The sequence below is a fragment of the Pseudomonas putida genome (assembly GCF_016406145.1).
GTDB classification, from domain to species: Bacteria; Pseudomonadota; Gammaproteobacteria; order Pseudomonadales; family Pseudomonadaceae; genus Aquipseudomonas; species Aquipseudomonas putida_E.
In genome coordinates, this window is record NZ_CP066306.1 from 1 (window position 1) to 19,367 (window position 19,367).

Consider the following 19,367-nt stretch of genomic DNA (forward strand, 5'->3'; position numbering starts at 1 on the left):
AAAGCTTTTCTGAATAACTTATAAATCTTAAGTGGATAAGTTTCTGTGGATAACCTTCTACAGGCCAACGAGCACGGGCTGTACAGCGATCAGAAACATTGTCCACAACCCGTGCTACGCTTGTGCTGGGCCTGCGTACAGCCTGTGGATTAAAAGGTGCATTATCCACAGGCGAGTTATCAACAGGTCTTGACCCAGGGTTGTGCATAGCCCTTATGGCTGGTTATCCACAGAGCTTATTCACAGTCCTTCAGCGCTGTTTTGGTCGCTAAATGGCTGTTTTGCCATGGCTCATAATGTTTCCACATGTGGATAAGTGATCGCTTGACCGGTACAATGGCCGTTTGTTTTTGCCTCATCCGGCTTTCAAACTCAGGGGATATCCGTGTCAGTGGAACTTTGGCAGCAGTGCGTGGAGCTTCTGCGCGATGAACTGCCTGCCCAGCAATTCAACACCTGGATCCGTCCGCTACAGGTCGAAGCCGAAGGCGACGAGTTGCGCGTGTATGCGCCTAACCGTTTCGTTCTCGATTGGGTGAATGAAAAGTACCTCGGCCGTCTGCTCGAACTGTTGGGTGAGAACGGTAGCGGCATCGCGCCTGCCCTTTCCTTATTAATAGGTAGCCGTCGCAGCTCCGCACCGCGGGCCGCGCCCAATGCCCCGGTCAGCGCTGCAATGGCTGCGTCCCTTGCGCAGACCCACGCGCAGCCAGCAGCCGCGCCAGTCATGGCTGTTGCTGACCCGGTCTCGGTGCCCACTGCTGAACCTGCGCAGGCCTCCGACATGGCCGAGGCGTCGTCGCGAGACAGCTATGATTCGATGGCTGACAGCGCTCCTGCACCTGTCGCGCCGGGTCGTACCGAACAGCGCAACGTTCAGGTGGAGGGTGCGCTCAAGCACACCAGTTATCTGAACCGTACGTTCACCTTCGAAACCTTTGTCGAAGGTAAATCGAACCAGTTGGCCCGGGCAGCAGCCTGGCAGGTTGCCGACAACCCGAAGCATGGCTACAACCCACTGTTCCTTTACGGTGGCGTGGGCCTGGGTAAAACGCACTTGATGCATGCTGTGGGTAACCACCTGCTGAAGAAGAACCCGAATGCCAAGGTGGTGTACTTGCATTCCGAGCGCTTCGTCGCGGACATGGTCAAGGCGTTGCAGCTCAACGCGATCAATGAGTTCAAGCGCTTCTACCGTTCGGTCGATGCGTTGCTCATCGACGATATCCAGTTCTTCGCCCGCAAGGAGCGTTCTCAGGAGGAGTTTTTCCACACCTTCAACGCATTGCTCGAAGGTGGCCAGCAGGTGATTCTCACCAGTGACCGCTACCCGAAGGAAATCGAAGGTCTGGAAGAGCGACTGAAGTCGCGTTTCGGCTGGGGGCTGACGGTGGCTGTCGAACCGCCAGAGCTGGAGACTCGCGTGGCGATCCTGATGAAGAAGGCGGACCAGGCCAAGGTCGAGTTGCCGCACGATGCCGCTTTCTTCATCGCTCAGCGTATTCGTTCCAACGTACGTGAGCTTGAAGGGGCATTGAAGCGCGTCATCGCCCACTCGCACTTCATGGGCCGCGACATCACCATCGAGCTGATTCGCGAGTCGCTGAAGGACCTGCTGGCGCTGCAAGACAAGCTGGTGAGTGTGGATAACATTCAGCGCACCGTTGCCGAGTACTACAAGATCAAGATCTCCGATCTGTTGTCCAAGCGCCGTTCGCGCTCTGTAGCGCGCCCGCGTCAGGTGGCCATGGCGTTGTCCAAAGAGCTGACCAACCACAGTCTGCCGGAGATCGGCGACATGTTTGGCGGCCGTGACCACACCACCGTGCTGCACGCTTGCCGCAAGATCAACGAACTGAAGGAATCCGACGCGGACATCCGCGAGGACTACAAGAACCTGCTGCGCACGCTCACCACCTGATGGCCGCCAGCGCAGCTAATTGAAGGCAAGGGACTAGACCATGCATTTCACCATTCAACGCGAAGCCCTGTTGAAACCCCTGCAACTGGTCGCCGGTGTCGTCGAGCGCCGTCAGACCTTGCCGGTCCTGTCCAACGTACTGCTGGTCGTGCAAGGCCAGCAGCTGTCGTTGACCGGTACCGACCTGGAAGTCGAACTGGTAGGCCGCGTCCAACTGGAAGAGCCGGCCGAGCCTGGCGAAATCACTGTCCCGGCGCGCAAGCTGATGGACATCTGCAAAAGCCTGCCGAACGACGTTCTGATCGATATCAAGGTCGACGAACAGAAGCTGTTGGTCAAGGCCGGCCGTAGCCGTTTCACCCTGTCGACCCTGCCAGCCAACGACTTCCCCACTGTGGAAGAAGGCCCAGGTTCGCTGACCTGCAACCTTGAGCAGAGCAAACTGCGTCGTTTGATCGAGCGCACCAGCTTCGCCATGGCTCAGCAGGACGTACGTTACTACCTCAACGGTATGCTGTTGGAAGTGTCGCGTAATACCCTGCGTGCCGTTTCTACCGATGGGCATCGTCTGGCGCTGTGCTCCATGAGCGCAGCCATCGAGCAGGATGAGCGTCATCAGGTCATCGTGCCACGTAAAGGTATCCTCGAACTGGCGCGCCTGCTAACCGACCCGGAAGGCATGGTCAGCATCGTCCTGGGCCAGCACCACATCCGTGCGAACACAGGCGAGTTCACCTTCACATCCAAGCTGGTCGATGGCAAGTTCCCTGACTATGAGCGTGTACTGCCCAAGGGTGGTGACAAGTTGGTCATCGGCGATCGCCAGGCCTTGCGCGAAGCGTTCAGCCGTACCGCAATCCTTTCCAACGAGAAGTACCGCGGTATTCGTCTGCAGTTGGCTGCCGGCCAGTTGAAAATTCAGGCAAACAACCCTGAACAGGAAGAGGCGGAAGAAGAGATCAGCGTGGACTATGACGGCGCATCGCTGGAGATCGGCTTCAACGTCAGCTACTTGCTAGACGTATTGGGCGTGATGACAACGGAACAGGTTCGCCTGATCCTCTCCGATTCCAATAGCAGTGCTCTGCTGCAGGAAGCCGGCAATGACGACTCGTCTTACGTTGTCATGCCGATGCGCCTGTAACCTGTAGCAGGCCAAATGTCCCTTCGACGTATCATGGTCACCGCGGTGCGCAACCTGCACCCGGTGACCCTCTCGCCCTCCCCCCGCATCAATATCCTCTACGGCGCCAACGGCAGCGGCAAGACCAGTGTGCTGGAAGCCGTGCATTTGCTCGGGTTGGCCAGATCGTTTCGCAGTACCCGTCTGAATCCGGTCATTCAATACGAGCAGGCAGCGTGCACGGTTTTTGGCGAAGTACAGTTGAGCGAGGGTGGCACCAGCAACTTGGGTGTGTCGCGTGAGCGGGCGGGCGACTTCACTATCCGTATCGATGGGCAGAATGCCAAGAGCGCCGCGCAGCTTGCAGAACTGCTGCCCCTGCAGCTCATCAACCCAGACAGTTTCAGGTTGCTTGAAGGCGCACCGAAGATCCGTCGCCAGTTTCTGGATTGGGGAGTGTTCCACGTGGAACCTCGCTTCATGCCAGCTTGGCAGCGTCTGCAGAAGGCGTTGCGGCAGCGGAACTCATGGTTGCGGCATGGTACACTTGACCCAGCTTCGCAAGCCGCCTGGGACCGGGAATTGTGCCTGGCCAGCGCGGAAATAGATGAATACCGTCGCAACTACATCAAGGCCTTGAAGCCCGTCTTCGAGCAAACCCTGAGCGAACTGGTCGAGCTGGACGGGTTGACCCTTAGCTACTACCGAGGCTGGGACAAGGACCGGGAACTCAACGAAGTACTCGCCTCCTCTCTCCTTCGCGATCAGCAGATGGGCCATACCCAGGCCGGTCCGCAGCGTGCTGATCTGCGTCTTCGTTTGGCTGCCAATAACGCAGCCGACATCCTGTCGCGTGGTCAGCAAAAGCTGGTGGTCTGTGCTCTGCGCATTGCCCAAGGCCATCTCGTTAGCCAGGCTCGCCGCGGCCACTGTATTTATCTCGTGGATGACTTGCCGTCCGAGTTGGACGACCAGCATCGCCGTGCACTGTGCCGCTTGCTAGAAGAATTACGCTGCCAGGTGTTCATCACCTGTGTAGATCACGAATTACTGAGGGAAGGCTGGCAGACGGAAACGCCAGTTGCTTTGTTCCACGTGGAACAAGGCCGTATCACCCAGACCCACGACCATCGGGAGTGAAGGCATGAGCGAAAATCAAACGTACGACTCTTCAAGCATCAAGGTGCTGAAAGGTTTGGATGCCGTGCGCAAGCGTCCCGGCATGTACATTGGCGACACCGATGACGGTAGCGGCCTGCACCACATGGTCTTCGAAGTGGTCGACAACTCGATCGACGAAGCCCTCGCCGGGCACTGCGATGACATCACCGTCATTATCCACACGGATGAATCCATCAGTGTGCGCGACAACGGTCGCGGCATTCCGGTCGACGTGCATAAAGAAGAAGGCGTTTCTGCGGCTGAGGTCATCATGACCGTACTGCACGCGGGCGGTAAATTTGATGATAACTCCTACAAAGTTTCCGGCGGTCTGCACGGTGTAGGTGTTTCGGTAGTAAACGCCCTTTCGGAAAAGCTGGTGCTTACCGTTCGCCGTAGCGGCAAGATCTGGGAGCAGACCTACGTTCATGGTGTTCCACAGGCGCCGATGGCCGTTGTGGGCGAAAGCGAAACCACCGGTACCCATATTCATTTCAAGCCTTCGGCTGAGACCTTCAAGAATATTCACTTCAGCTGGGACATCCTGGCCAAGCGTATTCGTGAACTGTCCTTCCTGAACTCTGGCGTCGGCATTCTGCTGAAAGACGAGCGCTCGGGCAAAGAAGAGTTCTTCAAATATGAAGGCGGCCTGCGTGCATTCGTTGAATACCTGAACACCAACAAGACTCCGGTCAACTCCCAGGTGTTCCATTTCAACGTTCAGCGTGAAGATGGCGTGGGTGTTGAAGTTGCCCTGCAGTGGAACGACAGCTTCAACGAAAACCTGCTGTGCTTCACCAACAACATTCCGCAGCGCGATGGCGGTACCCACCTGGTTGGTTTCCGCTCTTCGCTGACCCGTAGCCTGAACAGCTACATATTTCGAGCAGGAAGGCCTGGCCAAGAAGAACAAGGTTTCCACCACCGGTGACGATGCTCGTGATTTTAGGCCTGACCGCGATCATTTCGGTCAAGGTGCCGGATCCGAAGTTCAGTTCGCAGACCAAGGACAAGCTGGTTTCCTCGGAGGTGAAAACCGCCGTGGAACAGGAGATGAACAAGTACTTCGCCGACTTCCTGTTGGAAAACCCCAACGAAGCCAAAGCGGTAGTCGGCAAGATGATCGACGCTGCCCGTGCCCGTGAAGCGGCGCGCAAAGCGCGTGAAATGACTCGCCGTAAAGGCGCGCTAGATATCGCGGGCTTGCCGGGCAAACTGGCGGACTGCCAGGAGAAGGACCCTGCTCTTTCCGAACTGTACCTGGTGGAGGGTGACTCCGCAGGTGGCTCGGCCAAGCAAGGTCGTAACCGTCGTACCCAGGCGATCCTGCCGCTGAAGGGCAAGATTCTCAACGTCGAGAAAGCACGTTTCGACAAGATGATCTCTTCCCAGGAAGTGGGCACACTGATCACCGCGCTGGGCTGTGGCATCGGCCGCGAAGAGTACAACATCGACAAGCTGCGCTATCACAACATCATCATCATGACCGATGCTGACGTTGATGGTTCGCACATCCGTACCCTGCTGCTGACCTTCTTCTTCCGTCAGCTGCCAGAGCTGGTCGAGCGTGGCTACATCTACATTGCCCAGCCACCGCTGTACAAGGTGAAGAAAGGCAAACAGGAGCAGTACATCAAGGACGACGAGGCCATGGAAGAATACATGACCCAGTCGGCCCTCGAAGATGCCAGCCTGCACCTGGATGAGTCTGCGCCAGCCGTTTCCGGCGTTCAGCTGGAGGTTTTGGTCAACGAGTTCCGCGGTGTGATGAAGACCCTCAAGCGCTTGTCTCGCTTGTACCCGGAAGAGTTGACCGAGCACTTCATCTACCTGCCGGAAGTTACCCTGGAGCAATTGGGCGACCATGCCGTCATGGAGAACTGGTTGGCCAAACTGCAGGAGCGCCTGAGCAACAGCCAGAAGTCTGGCCTGATGTACAAGGCCACTCTGCGCGAGGACAAAGAGCGCAATGTGTGGCTGCCTGAAGTGGAAATCACCTCGCACGGCCTGGCCAGCTACATCACCTTCAACCGCGATTTCTTCGGCAGCAACGACTATCGCACGGTGGTCAACATTGGCTCCAAGTTGGCGAGCCTGCTGGGCGAAGGTGCTTACGTACAGCGTGGTGAACGTCGCAAGGCGATCGTCGAGTTCAAGGAAGGCCTGGATTGGCTGATGAACGAGACCACCAAGCGTCACACCATCCAGCGATACAAAGGGCTGGGTGAGATGAACCCGGACCAGTTGTGGGAAACCACCATGGACCCAACTGTACGACGCATGCTCAAGGTCACCATCGAAGACGCCATTGCCGCCGATCAGATCTTCAACACCTTGATGGGGGATGCGGTTGAACCTCGCCGTGACTTTATCGAAAGCAACGCGCTGTCGGTTTCTAACCTGGACTTCTGATCAGGTTGTAGGTTCACAGAAAAGCTGCACGCTTTCACAAATAGATGACCGGCCGGGCTTCAACCATGGCCCCTGTCGGTCACCATCAAGCCCGCCTTCGCGGGCTTTTTTTTGCCTGGAATTCCTGCCGGGGCGCCCTACTCCGCTCATTGGAAAATGATGCAGATGGGGGGATTTGAGGAAGTGATTTGATGGGGCGCTGGAAGTGCTGAGAGGGTCGGCGGGCGGATCTGAGCAGCAGAGAGATTGAGAGGACTTTAAAACTAATATTTGAACACCTTAATAGTTAATTAAGCGTACGTGTTAAGTATTAATTTGAACAATTTAGTATGGAAATGGAATTTGGTGGAAGTTGCCATTTTGGATTTTTTGTAGATTTCGAAGGGATGTTGGAATAAGATCTATGACCAACTTTTCCGCTTTGCACTGAAGATTTTCAGCCAAATCAGCTGTTTGAAGCGAGAGCTTCAGACCTGATCCAAATTGCTCCAGCGATCACGAAGTGGCCGTTTAGAAATAAAGAGAGCAAGCCGATTGCTTTAGATTCTGATCAGTCATGAGAGTCATGACCAATGAGAGAAAAGGAGACCTGAAAATGTAGAAAAACGCGATCAATCCCGAGAGGACTGACCGCGCTTAGCGAAGCAGACTTGCGTCCTCAGAACCCGCAATGTCTGCTTTTTCGAAGCGACTGTCAATCCTCTCCCATTTTTTCGACCTTAGCGAGGTTACTCGACGGCACAGTGTTGCCTGTCGAAAGGCCTCACTTCGCCCGCCCTGCGCCTTGATTTTTTGGCGCAGCGTCGGCGCTCGTTTCGAGATTTTCGGAGGTGTTTCATGACAGTACGAAAGGTGGTCACGCGGCGGTCCAACCATTACCGCGGCTACTTCCCATCGCTCAAAAATAAAAAGCCTGTGCCCTGGGAGTCCCAGCTCGAAGGCGCTCTTTTTCGGCTTCTTGAGCTGTCTCCTGCGGTCATCGGCTACGTCCCGCAGCCCAGTGAGGAACGTGTTCCATCGCTCCAGGGCTACTTCAAATATTACCCAGACGTACAGGTTTTCCTCGCGGATGGGCGCGAGTGGTGGTTTGAAGTGAAGCCTCACGACCGACTGAAGATTGCCAGCGTCAGGCAGCGACTGGATGCCGCTGAGCGCTACTTCAACGCCACTGCCCGTAACTTTTCGGTGATCACTGAAAAGTTAATTGAAGCTGAACCCCTGGCTACCAATCTTAGAAGGCTGATGTATCACCGGCGCGGTCCAGAGCTTTCGCATCAGGCGTTGGAGGAGGTAATGGCGACCTTCAACGAATGGCCGCCTATGACCGTTGCAGATCTGCTCTACGTGGTTGGTGAGGGGAAAGCCTGGCGCTTGTTAGGCCTTGGGGTGGTGGGCATTGACCTTGATAGGTCAATTGACACTGACTCCCCGGTCTTCCTGCAAGGGGGGCACCGTCATGCAAACCTTTTCCCTTAGGGTGAAATTGGTCGTCATCGTTCGTGGCGTACTGATGGTGCTTGAGAAGAGGCTTATTGACCGGAAGCTGCTCTTTTTCGATGAGCTTGGTGAGCCCACGAAGCTATCCGAGAAGGAGTTCTATGAGGCCTACGAGAAGCGCGAGATCGAGATCTCCGCTGATCAGCCATACCTTGGGAGGGTTCCGTATGTGCGGAACGTCCCTCCAGATATTTCATGCTTCCCCAAAAAACATGGAGATGAGGCATTGCGTCGACGCAAGTATCTGGACGACCTAACTAAGCGCGGTAAATACAAGCTACCGGGTGACGAAGACATGATCAAGAAGCTTAGAGATATCGCCAAAAAGATTGGGGATGCGTGCGCACCCTCGGTTTCCACTATTCGACGTTGGGCAGCCAAATACATTGGCCAGAACGTAGTAAAGCTTATCCCTCAGCATGCCAAAAAGGGTCGGGCTGCCGCGATACAGGGAGAGCTCGAAGTTATTCTTGAAGGGGTGATTAATAAAACCTACCTGCAGGATACGATTCCAGCGGTCAGCGTGGTCGTTTCAGAATTCGAGGATCAGATAAAAGAGAGGAACAAAAGTCGTTTGCCTTCGGATCAGCTCAAGATCCCAAGCGGAATGACTGTCCGAAGGTACATCGCCAAGCTGGATCCGTACCTTGTGGATAAGGAGAGGCTCGGAAAACACGCAGCAGACAAGAAGCACCGTGTTGCGGCGGGTGTCCTACGTGTCCATGAGATTTTGGAACGTTGGGAAATTGATCACACCTTGTTGGACGTCCAGCTTGTGGATGAAACCTCGGGGCTGTGCATTGGGCGCCCCTATCTGACGATCGTCCTCGACCGCTTCTCTCGAATGGTGATGGGATATTTGCTCCACCTGTCGGCGCCAAATACGGAAACCGTGCTTCGTGTGATCGAACGCTCAATCCGTCCAAAAGCCGAATTGCTGAAGCGCTTTCCGAAAGTGAGAAATGAATGGTGGGCACGTGGGCTGCCGGCTCGAATAGTCCCAGACAACGCAGCGGAATTTCACGCGGGCGATCTCATCATGGGATTCAACGAGTTGGGTATCGAGATCATGTATCCCGCTTCAAGGGCCCCTCAAAGGAAAGGTGCCGTCGAACGCTTTTTCAGCACACAGAACCTGGGGCTTATCCACAACCTCCCGGGTACCACCTTCTCGAATATCCAGCAGCGTGGCGATTACGACTCGGAGAAGAATGCATGTTTCACGCTCCCTCAATTGGAGGCGGTGGTAGTGAAATGGATCGTCGATGGTTACCACCAGACTCCTCATCGGGGGCTGGACAACAGAACACCGGCTCAAGTCTGGGGGACTAGCGAGGCGAACCATGTCATCAGCCTTCCCGTCGACCTGGACTCGTTGGAGTGCATTCTGGCCAAGCGGGCCTCGGTGAAGGTTCACCATTACGGCATCGAGGTTGCCAAAGTGGGCTACCACTCTACGGAACTTGCTGAGCTCCGTATGCGTTTGGCAGACGGAGAAAAGGTAAACGTCCGCTATCGAGACGAAGCCGGGCACGTTTGGGTTCACGACCGCTTCAGAAACTTGTTCTTCAAAGTGCCCGCCAAAGATGAGCGAATGGCCGGTAAGAGCAGGGAGGTGTGGAAGGCTGCCGAGAAAGCGCTGCGAGAAAAATATAATGAGCAGCCTAGCTTCGAGGCTACGCACAGGTGCTACCAGGAAATTATGGAAGATGCAGACGAGGCCCGCCGTTCGCAGACGCTCAGAAAACGACGCGCAGCTGCCATAGCGAAAATCGACAAGGAGGGTCGAGTGACCGAAAGCACGCCTCCACCCAAGGTACTCGCTGAAGTGGAATGGACCGGTGACTCTATTCCTAACATTCCGCCAGCAGCCTTCAAGGTCTCGGTTCGTCGCCCTGCTGGGAGTTCTAAGCCATGAACGCCATCAATCTGTACGAATGCTACGAGCATGGTGAATACAGCTTTACGCTCCGCGATCGTTTTATTCACAGCCCTCAAGTCGAGCGAGCGTTGACGCGACTAGGCGATATCCACGGCGATAGTCGGCGTACCAGAGCAAGTAAAGGGTTGCTGATCCAAGGTCCAAGCGGAGTGGGCAAGAGCACATTGGTCAAGGAGTACATTCGGTCATTGGAGGAATTGGAGAGCCATGACCCACAGAAGCGGACAGTTCTGTTCGTCGAGATGCCTTCGTCTCCAACCAAAAAGAACCTGGCAGCAGCCATTTTGGCAGAGCTGAAGGATCCCTTCGCAGAGGCACGAGGACATTCGGCAGAGGTTAAATTTGCGCGAGTAGTCCTGCTGCTGAAGAACCTTGGCGTGGAGATGTTGGTCCTCGATGAGGCGCAGCACCTGGTCGATTATCGTCGTAATGGTGCGTATGAGGCAGCAGACTGGATCAAGAGTCTGATGAATGAAACCAGTATCGCGTTTGTTCTGATTGGGCTGAAGCGCACCGAAAATCTCCTGCTAGCAAACGAGCAACTGCGACGCAGGTTTTCGGCCACGGTGGCATACGATCGCTTCACCTTCTCCGCTAATACGTCTCTTCATTTCGTGATGTTGTTGCAGGCAATCGAGGGCGAACTGCCTGTTCAAACCATCAGTTTTGTAGAGCCAGCGATGATTAAACGCTTCTACCTGGCTTCCTATGGATTGATCGACTACCTCATCAAGATTGTGGACAGGGCTGTTTGGCTGGTTCAAGTCCAGGACCTTGTCGGGATTGAACTTCCTGTGCTGGCCCAGGCTTTTGAAGACGAGGTTTGGAGCTACGCCACCGAGGATCGAAACCCCTTCAGTGCGAGCTTCAATTTCCAGCCTCTGTTCGGGAAGCGGGAGCCGTTTGAGACGTTCGAAGAGAGCAGTACCTGACGGCCAAGGGCCGGGCTTATCGGCCCGGCTCTACTCCCCTGATTTTTATGTCTTCGATTTCATGGATGTGTAGGAATGTTTGGTCTTTTAATCAACCCACGACCACACCAAGACGAAAGTCTTTTGGGGTACCTGCAGCGCCTGGCGAAAGCCAACGGATTACCCAGAAAGGAACTGCTCACCGCCTTTGCACGAGCCGACGAGACCGATGTTGCGGACTGGCTGCAGATGATGGAAGGACCACTGAGCTGGCCTGCGGTATCTGCTGAGTTTCGTGATCCAAGGCCCAAGGGGGTCAAGTTATGGACGACTCATCACGCTCGTTACTGTCCGATCTGTTTGGGCGAAGCCGGTTATTGGAGAGAAAGCTGGGGCTTGACCCTGGTTACGACGTGTTCTGTCCACGGCACTGAACTCCACGGGCGGTGCCCCAACTGTCTGAAGGAAACCGATCCAAGCGCAATGAGTGCGAATAGTTGCCAAGCGTGTGGCACCTCATTGAGTGGGACCAATTTTGAGATCGCGCCGGCGAGTGATACGGCCGCCTGGCTCACCTCTGGCTTTGAAGATAGGTTTTACGCCGACTCGTTGCCAGCTGACGCGGGATTGGCGGCCCTCACCTACGAACAGTTTCACGAGTTGTCATCGCGTCTCGCTGTCAGAAGTTTGCCTACGGAAAGAACCCAGCCGCTGAAGGTTGCTGATTCGGGTTCGCTAGAGATATCGCGGCTTATGGCAAACGCGGCGGGCGTGGTTCTCATGAACTGGCCTCTCGCATTCAGAGAACTGCTGAGTGGCCTCAAGGCAGTCCATTCCGATAACGAACATTGGACGCTCAGCAGATCGTTCGGCCCGATATACCACGACATCCACCGTGATCTGGATGACTCTTGTTTTGACTTTCTTCGTCGAGAGTTCGAATCATTTCTGCAGCATGCGTGGGAAGCACCGTTAGCGAAGCGAAATCGCAATTTGAGTGAGGAGACGATTGAGAGACATCGTTGGGTGTCGTTCGATTCTGCTGCTGAAGCTTGTGGTCTCGGGGTATCAGTCATAAAACGCCTTCATCAGGAGGGACAAATCGCCTATCGGGAGAAGGTCCATGAAGATCGAGTCTTTACGGTCGTGGACCTGGATCATTTGAAGGCAATCTCGCAGCATCTCCAGGGCGTGGCTGATATGAAAGAAACCTCGACTTTGCTAAGCCTCTGTCGCAATCGGGTTAGGCAGCTGCTAGCTGGTGGTACCCTCCAGTTCTTTGGTGGAGAACCGCGCCCAGGCGAAAGGTGGCTGATTGACTGCCGCTCGATCAACGAATTGATTGATGAGAAGCTGCCTACCAGCTCTGACCAGAGCCTGGTGTCGATCAACTACTTGGCCAAGCATTCTCTGCCCAAGGGGGGTGGGTTGGTCGAGTTGGTTCAGGCAATACGTGCAGGTGAACTTCGCGCTTACGGCCCAGCTGAGAATGGCTCGGTTGCGGTAGGGGCGTGGTTACTCAAGCCGCAAGATTTTGCAGCGTGGCAACAAGCCCGAGCTGAGAACAAGAGTCCGGTCTTTCCCGGCCTGTCGGTAGTCAAGGCTGCTGCGCTGTTAGGCGTCAAAGAACAATGCGCATACGCGTTCGTTCGACTGGGTCTGCTATGGAGCACTGCTGTCGAACGAGGCCGGCGTACGCAATTGATGGTTAAGCCTCAAGCCATCGACAGATTCAGGCGTGGCTATATCTTGGGACCGGAGATTGCGGTGTATTTGGGGAAGTCGACCAGGGAGGCGTTCAAGCACCTTTGGGAGGCCAGGTTTCGCCCCGTTGCGGGGCCATCCATTCCAAACGCGGCTTGCCGGCAGTACGTTTGGGTAAGAAGCAAAAAGCTGATCGATTACCTCGCAAGTGAAGCCGCCCAGATCGACGATCCTGAAGCCATCACGTTTTTATCCACACCGATCGCTCAGCCTCGTGATTGCCGATTCAGGCATGTGGGATCAAGATAGTTAGCACGCTTTCTTTCTTGATTGCTAAAATCATCGAACCCATTTTGGAGAATCTTATGTCCCGTCTCGCTGAATTCCGCCTGCTCGAACAACAGCTCGCAGCCCAACTGGCGGAGCTGGAAGCGCTGAAAAATGACTCTGCCCTGAAGCAGGAAATGGAATTTGAAACGAAGCTGCGCAGTTTGCTCAACGAGTATGGCTACGGCCTGCGCCAAGTGGTGCTGATCCTCGATCCGCAAGCGGTGGCTTCCACTGATATGGCCCCAAAAACCTCTCGGAAACCACGCGAAGTGAAGGTCTACAAGAATCCACACAGCGGAGAGGTTGTTGAGACCAAGGGTGGTAATCAGCGTACGCTTAAGGCCTGGAAAAACGAGTATGGCGCTGAGGTAGTCGAGTCTTGGCTCGCCAATTGATTGCACTGCAGGCGGCTTCTGGCACGAGATGAATCGTGGTGCGCCCCGAATGCAAATTCCCATTCTGGGGCGTGACGAAATTTTCTGCGGGTGGTGGATTTAGAGAATTAAAACTGTCGCTAGAGGGTCCCGTCTTTCGCGGCCTGCAGCCATTTGGAGAGGAAACGCAAAACTGTCGCAATCACCCAAAACGCCGGTTCAGACTGATTCGCTAGAGAATTAAAACTGTCGCAGCCTGAAACGACGCGGCTTTCACGTGTATTCAGAGCCATCATTATCGATAGCCTGCTTACAAACATGTAATTCCTGGATCACGTGGATGACAGCTCCCAGTCGGTAAGCTTCACTCATGTCTTCATGGAGTAACAGAAATGAACACCGCTAAAAGCATTGCCGCCCTCATGCTCGTAATCGCCTCCTCATCCGCTTTAGCTGAAGGAGGATCTGATCGCTTACACGGAAAGATGATTCAGGCAAATGAGCAAGCAATGCGTGCCTACGCCGCTGCCAATGGAAAAAAACCACCTGAAGTGATCCATTATCGCTACGGAATGAAACTGGATGTGGCGAGAGTTATCAGTATGACTTCGCTCAAAGGTAGCTGCGACGTGATGCCGACACAGATGAATTACGAGGACTCAACAGGTGAGTTGAAAATCCTCGAATATCGCTCTGCTGGAATTAACTGTAGAGGTCAAAACTGACCGAAGGGACAGGGTAAGTCTTGGAGTAAGCTGACCACGACCAGCGCTGCAGCTGGTCGGCTGGCCGGCAGAAGCCCTTCCCCCGGGGCATCTTGCATTACGTGTCAGGATAACTGGCAACTACTTGATCGTCCCCACTCTTGGTGAGGCCGATGACTTGATAGGCGTGTTTCATGCCATCAACCTCCATACCTGGTGAGCCAGCGGGCATGCCAGGTACCGCGACGCCTGCCAGGTCGTTGCGCTTTATGAGCTCCTGCACCTGGGCTGCGGGGACGTGACCTTCCACAAACTTGCCATCGATAACCGCGGTGTGACACGAAGCCAGCCTCGGAGCTACTCCTAGCTCTTGCTTCACCGCCCTCATGTCCGTTTCAACGTGGTCGACGACCTTGAAGCCGTTTGCCTCCAAGTGCGCTATCCATTTCTTACAGCAACCGCAATTAGCGTCCCGGTGCACATCGATAGTCAGGGGCTCCGCAGCAAAGGCGGCTGAGGCGATTAGAAGTGACGCTGCGGTACTTAAACCGAGGAAGCGGCGCTTACTTGTCATGAGTGTGCTCCTTCCCGTCTTTGTGCACATGGGTTTTGGGAGTAGAACCTGTGTGGTGGTCCGAGTGCGCCTCGCCGGACTCGTGTTCACCGTGGTGCTCCGCTACTGATGAAGACTCCGAATGCGAACTGCCATGATCATGACTTTCCTCAGCCACGCCGTTTGCTGCGGAATCATCATGATTTCCATGACCTGATTTCGCACCACCGTGTTGGCCTTCATGGTTATGCATATCGCTTTCGCCACCGCCATGTTGGTGACCACCACTGGAAGCGACCATCATCTGGTACTGCTCAGCATTGAGTTGCGGTAGCTGGTCCAGGAACGCGACGATTCCCCAGATGTACTGGTCGTCCATGCTCTTACCCCAGGCTGGCATGCCTGTCGCTTTGATACCGTGCTTGATGGTCCAAAACGCAGCAGCAGGGTCACCGCTTACACCTATCTCGGTGAGGTTTGGTGGGGATGGGTATAGGGCTTGGCTGAGTTCAGTTTTCTCCACCCCTGGCGCGAGGTGGCAACCGATACACATGGCGTTGTAGTTGCCTGCCCCTGCTTGGATGAGAGCAGGATCTTTAAGGTTTGGCACCTCAATGTCGCTTGCTCGGACTTCAATCGAGCGATCCCGCGCCATGGCCAAAAACGCATGCACAGCGGGGAAGTGTGGGTCGTCCGCACCAACGTTCACGAGACCGAAGTAAGCAGCACCTAGCACTGCTGCGCTAGTAACAGCACCTGCCGCCACCAGCGTTGTAATTGTTTTTTTCATGTTGAGTTCTCAAAACCACATCCGAATACCGGCCACAAAACGAGCTTCGTCCACGTCCCCGCCTTCATCCCGAATGAAATCGGCGGTTTTGCCGTAGGAACGGCTCCAGGTGACACCTATGTATGGCGCGAACTGGCGAACAATCTCGTACCGTAACCGCAGCCCGACTTCGGTGTTTGCCAGGCCAGAGCCGACGCCGCGTTCCGGGTCGTTCTTGCCATAAAAGTTGGCCTCAGCGGTTGGCTGAAGAATTAAACGATTGGTTAGCAAGATGTCGTACTCGCCCTCCAGACGGGCAGCGGTTTGACCGTTCTCGCCGATAAAGGCGGTGGCTTCAGCTTCGAAGTCATACAGGGCCAGGCCCTGAATACCGAACGCAGCCCAGGTCTGCGGATCCTCCGGTTTGAAATCCTGCCGGACGCCGGCGACAACATCCCACCACGGGCTTACCGAGCGGCCATAGAGGAGCTGCAGCTCAGCATCTTCAGTCACACCATTGGTTCGTTCACCTTCCGAGCGAATCCAGAGCCTATTGATATCGCCGCCCACCCAGCCGGATGCATCCCAAGCAAGCGTGCTACCTTCATCGGCATCTTGGTATTCCAGTTGGTCTAGCAAGAAAAAGCTGTTGAACCCGCTGTCATCCATTTTGTGCCCGTCAAGCGGGGGGAAGGCAGCCTGCCGGTCGGCATCAGTCAGCACCGGGATTGGCGTACGGCTGGTCGGGGTCGGCGAATCAGCGTTCCCGTTTCCCATCGTGGAATGACCCATCGCGCCATGATCCATGCCTTCCATGGACCCGTGATCCATGCCTTTCATGCTTCCATGGTCCATCTTGCTGTGGTCCATCGAGGCGGGTTTCGCTTTGGGCTGGCCATGGCCCATTTTGCTGTGATCAACGGGTGCAGGTTGCGTGGGTTGCTTGCTCGCGCCCATCTGGCTGTGGTCCATGCCCGGCATCGCAGCCTGTGATGAGGCGTGGTCCATCTGCATGGCACCGTGGCCCATTGCCGAGTGGTCCATTCCGGAATGATCCATTTCAGCGGCGAAGCTGGGCGAAACGCCCAGCACACCTAAAGAAACGGCGAATGCCAGCAGCGATGGTCGTGCAACGCTATTGGCCATTTTTCCCTGCCTTAGCTTTGTCGCTGCCATGCGATTCCATCATTTTGCTGTGATCCATTCCTTCCATGGAACCATGATCCATGCCCTCCATAGAGCCATGATCCATGCCTTTCATGGAGCCGTGATCCATGCCTTCATGGTTCATGCCCTGGGCTTGCTTGCTCTTCGAGCCGTTCGATTGCGCCGCGTTGGACGACTTTTGAGAGTGCTGATCATGGTTGTCACTGGACCAGGAAGACGGGGCGTACACCGCGAGCAGGCCAACCATCGCGGCAGGGGGGGAGAGGAAAAAGGCGCTTCGTTTCATTGGTTTGCTCATCTCGTATCTCCAGTTCATTCGTCCACGCGGACTTCTCGGAACATGCCCATCTCCATGTGGTACATGAGGTGACAGTGATAGGCCCAGCGCCCGAGTGCATCTGCGGTTACGCGATAGCTTCGTTTCGAGCCAGGCGGCATATCGATCGTGTGTTTTCGCACCATGAAATTGCCGTCCTCATCCTCCAGGTCACTCCACATGCCGTGCAGATGGATGGGGTGAGTCATCATGGTGTCGTTGACCAAGGTAATACGCAGGCGCTCGCCGTACTTGAGCCGCAGCGGCTCTGCGTCAGAAAACTTGATCCCATCGAAGGACCAAGCGAACTTTTCCATATGCCCGGTAAGGTGCAGTTCGATTGTCCGGCCAGGTTCCCGGCCGTCAGGGTCGATGAAGGTGCTACGCAAATCCGAATACGTGAGAACCCGACGCCCGTTATCGCGAAGCCCGATCCCCGGATCGCTCAGCTTTGGCGTAGGGGTCATGGTCTGCATATCGACCAGAGGGTTGTTTGTTTCGGAGGCGGGATGGTTCTGCATGGCACCGCTGGCGGCCATATTGCTTTGGTCCATACCGGTCATGTTGCCGTGGTCCATGCCAGCCATCTTGCTATGGTCCATACCGGCCATGCTGCCGTGGTCCATGCCAGCCATCTTGCTATGGTCCATACCGGCCATGCTGCCGTGGTCCATGCCAGCCATCTTGCTATGGTCCATACCGGCCATGCTGCCGTGGTCCATGCCAGCCATCTTGCTATGGTCCATACCGGCCATGCTGCCGTGGTCCATGCCAGCCATCTTGCTGTGGTCCATACCGGCCATGCTGCCGTGATCCATGCCACCCATGCTGCCGTGGTCCATCCCCATATCACTCATGGAGATGAGAGGCCTTGGATCTACAGCCGGCACCGGTGCCTGCAGGCCCTCACGGACAGCCAAGGTACCCCTTGAATAGCCGGTGCGATCCATGGATTGAGCAAAGATGGTGTAAGCCTGCTCGTTTTCAGGCTCGACAATGACATCGTAGGTTTCAGCAACGGCAATCCGGAATTCATCGATCGACACTGGCTTAACGTACTGACCGTCGGCTGCGACAACCGTCATTTTCAAGCCGGGGATCCGCACGTCGAAATAGGTCATCGCCGAGCCATTGATAAAGCGAAGCCGGATTTTCTCCCCTGGCTTGAAGATTCCCGTCCAGTTCCCATTTGGCGCCTGGCCGTTCATGAGGTAGGTGTAGGTGTGCCCGCTCACGTCAGCGAGATCGGTTGGGCTCATCTTCATCTCGGCCCACATCTTTCGATCGGCCACAGCAGCAGACCAACCTTTCTCGCTCACGTCGTCGACGAAGTCGCCAACGGTGCGCTTGTGGAAGTTGTAATAGTCCGACTGTTTTTTGAGCTTGGACATAACCCGCGCCGGGTCTTCGTCGGTCCAATCACTCAGCATGACGACATAGTCACGATCGTAGGTGAAAGGCTCTGGATCCTTGGCATCAATCACCAGCGCACCGTAAACACCGACCTGCTCCTGGAAGCCCGAATGGCTGTGGTACCAGTAGGTGCCGTTCTGGTGGACCTTGAACTTGTACTCGTACATGCCGTCGGGAGCGATGCCATGGAAGCTTAGACCCGGCACGCCGTCCATATTCGCCGGCAGGATGATGCCGTGCCAGTGGATGGACGTGTCCTGCTTCAAGCGGTTGCGAACCCGTAGCGTGACCGTGTCGCCTTCGCGCCAACGGAGTATTGGTCCTGGCAGCGAACCGTTGATGGCCATCGCCGTTCGAGCTGCCCCGGTAATGTTCACCGGGAGCTCCCCGATGTACAGGTCAAAATCGGTGCCGGTCAGTACGTTAGGCTGGCCAGGGCTGGTTACGGCCCAGACCGGCGCGCGCCACATGCCCAGCCCACCCAGTAGTCCGGTAGCAGCCAGGCCTTTGACGAATGAACGTCTCGTGGTTTTGCTTTGCATGCCGTTGCGTCCAATCAGGTAGATCGCTGATATCCAGACTGCGGGATCCGCAGCCATCTGGTTTCAATTGAGCTCCCCCAAGCCTCGTAGACTTTCGCCAAAGCACAAGGATTGCGGGAGGCAATACCCCGAAAGCTGACATAGTTCAGATTCCGGGGTGATTACATTTCTGTAAGCTAAGCTCAGCAGCTCTCGTGGCCGGGGTGCTTTTGGCTTTGGGCGGTAACAGGAGCCTCTGCTTTTTTCTCCTGAGCAACCTGGTAAGCCTGCATGGAAGATGCACGTGCAGCTTCCATCCTGGCGAAGGTGCGATCCGCGCCGCCTTCAGCCAGGGCGAGGCTCGCCATGCCGAAGGTGACTACCATCACAATCGCTTTGATCATGTTCATTTGCGTTTCCTCTAAGGGTCAGTTTCGCCTGATTGGCGCCGTTCACAGTGCTCAAGCTAGCTACCCGGCACTGTCAGCAAGCTGAGCCCGACATTACTTTTCCGTCAGCTTCTGGTTGGGTGCCTTTTTTGCTGCACAC

The 19,367-nt window shown here is 55.5% G+C and carries 15 protein-coding genes and 1 pseudogene; 10 read left to right on the forward strand and 6 right to left on the reverse strand.

The window, feature by feature from the left end; translation table 11 throughout:
* Positions 1-385: 385 nt before the first annotated feature.
* The 10 genes and pseudogenes from dnaA (at position 386) to JET17_RS00050 (ending at position 14,100) form a co-directional block, all read left to right on the forward strand.
* Complete coding sequence (dnaA, locus tag JET17_RS00005; RefSeq protein WP_012312005.1) at positions 386-1,921, forward strand: chromosomal replication initiator protein DnaA; 1,536 nt, start codon at positions 386-388, stop codon at positions 1,919-1,921.
* Positions 1,922-1,961: 40 nt separating this feature from the next.
* The gene (dnaN, locus tag JET17_RS00010; RefSeq protein WP_012312006.1) at positions 1,962-3,065 is read left to right on the forward strand and encodes a DNA polymerase III subunit beta; all 1,104 of its coding nucleotides are present in this window, start codon (positions 1,962-1,964) and stop codon (positions 3,063-3,065) included.
* A 15-nt stretch (positions 3,066-3,080) separates the two neighbouring features.
* On the forward strand, positions 3,081-4,184 hold the full coding sequence (gene recF / locus JET17_RS00015; RefSeq protein WP_012312007.1) for a DNA replication/repair protein RecF: 1,104 nt from the start codon (positions 3,081-3,083) through the stop codon (positions 4,182-4,184).
* Positions 4,185-4,188: 4 nt separating this feature from the next.
* Positions 4,189-6,617 (forward strand): annotated as a pseudogene (gene gyrB, locus JET17_RS27490) (DNA topoisomerase (ATP-hydrolyzing) subunit B).
* 837 nt (positions 6,618-7,454) lie between these two features.
* Positions 7,455-8,093, forward strand: a complete 639-nt coding sequence (locus JET17_RS00025; RefSeq protein WP_011953077.1) for a TnsA endonuclease N-terminal domain-containing protein — start codon at positions 7,455-7,457, stop codon at positions 8,091-8,093.
* On the forward strand, positions 8,074-10,032 hold the full coding sequence (locus JET17_RS00030; RefSeq protein ID WP_011953078.1) for a DDE-type integrase/transposase/recombinase: 1,959 nt from the start codon (positions 8,074-8,076) through the stop codon (positions 10,030-10,032). The genes JET17_RS00025 and JET17_RS00030 overlap by 20 nt, the downstream gene beginning before the upstream one ends.
* Complete coding sequence (locus JET17_RS00035) at positions 10,029-10,988, forward strand: TniB family NTP-binding protein (protein ID WP_010951429.1); 960 nt, start codon at positions 10,029-10,031, stop codon at positions 10,986-10,988. The genes JET17_RS00030 and JET17_RS00035 overlap by 4 nt, the downstream gene beginning before the upstream one ends.
* 75 nt (positions 10,989-11,063) lie before the next feature.
* Positions 11,064-12,980, forward strand: coding sequence for a TniQ family protein (locus JET17_RS00040; RefSeq protein ID WP_010951430.1), 1,917 nt, complete (start codon positions 11,064-11,066; stop codon positions 12,978-12,980).
* Positions 12,981-13,036: 56 nt separating this feature from the next.
* On the forward strand, positions 13,037-13,396 hold the full coding sequence (locus JET17_RS00045; protein ID WP_010951431.1) for a histone-like nucleoid-structuring protein, MvaT/MvaU family: 360 nt from the start codon (positions 13,037-13,039) through the stop codon (positions 13,394-13,396).
* A 371-nt stretch (positions 13,397-13,767) separates the two neighbouring features.
* Entirely contained in the window at positions 13,768-14,100 is a 333-nt protein-coding gene (locus JET17_RS00050) for a DUF2790 domain-containing protein (protein WP_011953079.1), read from the forward strand.
* 97 nt (positions 14,101-14,197) lie between these two features.
* On the opposite strand, the gene JET17_RS00055 is transcribed toward JET17_RS00050, so the two are convergent.
* The 6 genes from JET17_RS00055 to JET17_RS00080 all read right to left on the reverse strand — a co-directional run bounded on the left by JET17_RS00055 (position 14,198) and on the right by JET17_RS00080 (position 19,228).
* A complete protein-coding gene (locus JET17_RS00055; RefSeq protein WP_011953080.1) occupies positions 14,198-14,653 on the reverse strand; it encodes a DUF411 domain-containing protein in 456 nt (151 codons plus the stop codon).
* Positions 14,643-15,422 carry a c-type cytochrome gene (locus JET17_RS00060; protein ID WP_011953081.1) on the reverse strand — a complete coding sequence of 260 codons (780 nt, stop codon included), beginning with the start codon at positions 15,420-15,422 and terminating at the stop codon, positions 14,643-14,645. Before JET17_RS00060 ends, JET17_RS00055 begins: the two co-directional genes overlap by 11 nt.
* A gap of 9 nt (positions 15,423-15,431) precedes the next feature.
* Positions 15,432-16,547 carry a copper resistance protein B gene (locus JET17_RS00065; RefSeq protein WP_011953082.1) on the reverse strand — a complete coding sequence of 372 codons (1,116 nt, stop codon included), beginning with the start codon at positions 16,545-16,547 and terminating at the stop codon, positions 15,432-15,434.
* Positions 16,537-16,866: a hypothetical protein gene (locus JET17_RS00070; RefSeq protein ID WP_233100412.1), complete on the reverse strand. Its 330-nt coding sequence runs from the start codon at positions 16,864-16,866 to the stop codon at positions 16,537-16,539. Before JET17_RS00070 ends, JET17_RS00065 begins: the two co-directional genes overlap by 11 nt.
* A gap of 14 nt (positions 16,867-16,880) precedes the next feature.
* A complete protein-coding gene (locus JET17_RS00075; RefSeq protein WP_012269846.1) occupies positions 16,881-18,839 on the reverse strand; it encodes a copper resistance system multicopper oxidase in 1,959 nt (652 codons plus the stop codon).
* A 182-nt stretch (positions 18,840-19,021) separates the two neighbouring features.
* Complete coding sequence (locus tag JET17_RS00080; protein WP_011953085.1) at positions 19,022-19,228, reverse strand: co-regulatory protein PtrA N-terminal domain-containing protein; 207 nt, start codon at positions 19,226-19,228, stop codon at positions 19,022-19,024.
* Positions 19,229-19,367: the final 139 nt, after the last annotated feature.